This window comes from Mesorhizobium sp. M7A.F.Ca.US.005.03.2.1, assembly GCF_003997795.1.
GTDB lineage: Bacteria > Pseudomonadota > Alphaproteobacteria > Rhizobiales > Rhizobiaceae > Mesorhizobium > Mesorhizobium ciceri.
In genome coordinates, this window is record NZ_RZRP01001099.1 from 1 (window position 1) to 1742 (window position 1742).

Below are 1742 nucleotides of genomic sequence, written 5' to 3' on the forward strand. Positions count from 1 at the left end.
GGGCCTCGAAGACGAGCGGATCGTGCGCCCGGCGGTCGACATCCTGCGCGCCGAAGGCATCGACGCTTTCGGCCCTTTGCCGGCCGACACGTTGTTCCATGTCCGGGCGCGGGCTGGTTACGACGCGGCCCTTTGCATGTATCACGACCAGGCGCTTATCCCGGCCAAGGCGCTGGCTTTCGACGAGGCGGTCAATGTCACGCTCGGCCTGCCCTTCATCCGCACCTCGCCCGACCACGGCACGGCCTTCGACATCGCCGGCAAGGGTGTGGCGCGGCCCGACAGCCTGATAGCGGCGCTGAAGCTTGCCCGGCGGCTGGCCGACACGAACACCAAGGCGGTTGCCGTATGAGATCTCGGGCATGAGCATCGACGGGCTGCCGCCGCTGCGCGAGGTGATCGAGCGGCATGGGCTGCAGGCGAAGAAGGCGCTCGGCCAGAATTTCCTGCTCGACCTCAACCTCACCGGCAAGATCGCCCGCACCGCCGGCGACTTGTCCGATGCAACCGTCATCGAGGTCGGCCCCGGTCCCGGCGGGCTGACCCGCGCCTTGCTTGCCAACGGAGCGCGCCAGGTGATCGCCATAGAGCGCGACGAACGTTGCCTGGCTGCTCTTGCCGAAGTGTCCGACCACTATCCCGGCCGGCTGGAGGTTGTTTCGGGCGATGCGCTGAAGACGGATTTCACGGGCCTTGCCAGTCGAGCGACCGGCAATGGCGGCCCGGTCAAGATCGTGGCCAACCTGCCCTACAACATCGGCACGGAGCTGCTGGTGCGCTGGTTGACCGTCAGCGACTGGCCGCCTTTCTACACCTCGATGACTTTGATGTTCCAGCGCGAGGTGGCCGAGCGCATCGTCGCTCCCGCCGGCAGCGACAGCTATGGCCGGCTGGGGGTCCTTGCCGGCTGGCGGACGGAGGCGAGGATCGCCTTCGACGTACCGCCACAGGCATTCACGCCGCCGCCAAAGGTCACCTCCTCGGTGGTGCATCTTGTGCCGCGCCCGATGCCCCTGCCCACCGAGGTGAAGAAACTCGGCCGCGTCACAGAAGCCGCCTTCGGCCAACGTCGCAAGATGCTGCGGCAAAGCGTTAAGAGCCTCGGCGGCGAGGCCCTGCTCGACCGCGCCGGCATCGATCCGACACGCCGCGCCGAGACGCTCAGCGTCGAGGAATTTGTAAGGTTGACAAACGCGGTGTAAGAAGCTGCCGATCTGCCCCCTCGTGGGGGAGATTGGCGCTTCACCGCCTCAACCCGTCTTCTCGTCCAACAGTCCCGAGACGAAATCGAACAGGCCTGGCCGGCGGTCGCGTCTCAGCCGCTCGGCGACGACGATGCCGCGCACTTCGGCGAAGGCGCGGTCGAGGTCGTCATTGACGATGACGAAATCATATTCCTTCCAGTGCTCGATCTCGTTGCGGGCGTTTTTCAACCGCGTTTCGATCACCGCTTCCTGGTCTTCGGCGCGGCGCTTCAGCCGTGCCTTCAACTCCTTCATCGATGGCGGCAGGATGAAGATCGAGACGATGTCGGCGCGCATCTTCTCCTTGAGCTGCTGGGCGCCCTGCCAGTCGATGTCGAAGAGCATGTCGCGCCCTTCAGACAGCGCCAGTTCGGCAGGCTCGCGCGGTGTCGCATAGCAATTGCCATGCACCTCGGCCCACTCCAGCAGCGCGTCTGAATCACGAAGCCGCTCGAGTTCGCGCATCGTCCGGAAATGATAGTGGACGCCTTCGATCTC

The 1742-nt window shown here is 65.4% G+C and carries 3 protein-coding genes; 2 read left to right on the top strand and 1 reads right to left on the bottom strand.

What is annotated here, in order from left to right; genetic code table 11:
- Together EN991_RS35035 and rsmA are read left to right on the top strand one after the other, a co-directional pair.
- The coding region (locus tag EN991_RS35035; RefSeq protein WP_206519317.1) for a 4-hydroxythreonine-4-phosphate dehydrogenase PdxA at window positions 1-352 on the top strand (352 nt) is incomplete at its 5' end.
- 10 nt (window positions 353-362) lie between these two features.
- Entirely contained in the window at window positions 363-1202 is an 840-nt protein-coding gene (gene rsmA / locus EN991_RS35040; RefSeq protein ID WP_127370435.1) for a 16S rRNA (adenine(1518)-N(6)/adenine(1519)-N(6))-dimethyltransferase RsmA, read from the top strand.
- Window positions 1203-1250: 48 nt separating this feature from the next.
- Here the strand turns inward: rsmA and gmk are convergent.
- Window positions 1251-1742: guanylate kinase (gene gmk, locus EN991_RS35045; RefSeq protein WP_127370436.1), on the bottom strand; the 492-nt coding region annotated here is incomplete at its 5' end.

What these genes read in the sequence shown, in the direction of transcription:
- rsmA (WP_127370435.1), top strand. Translation starts at nt 363, where the DNA reads ATGAGCATCGACGGGCTGCCGCCGCTGCGCGAGGTGATCGAGCGGCAT.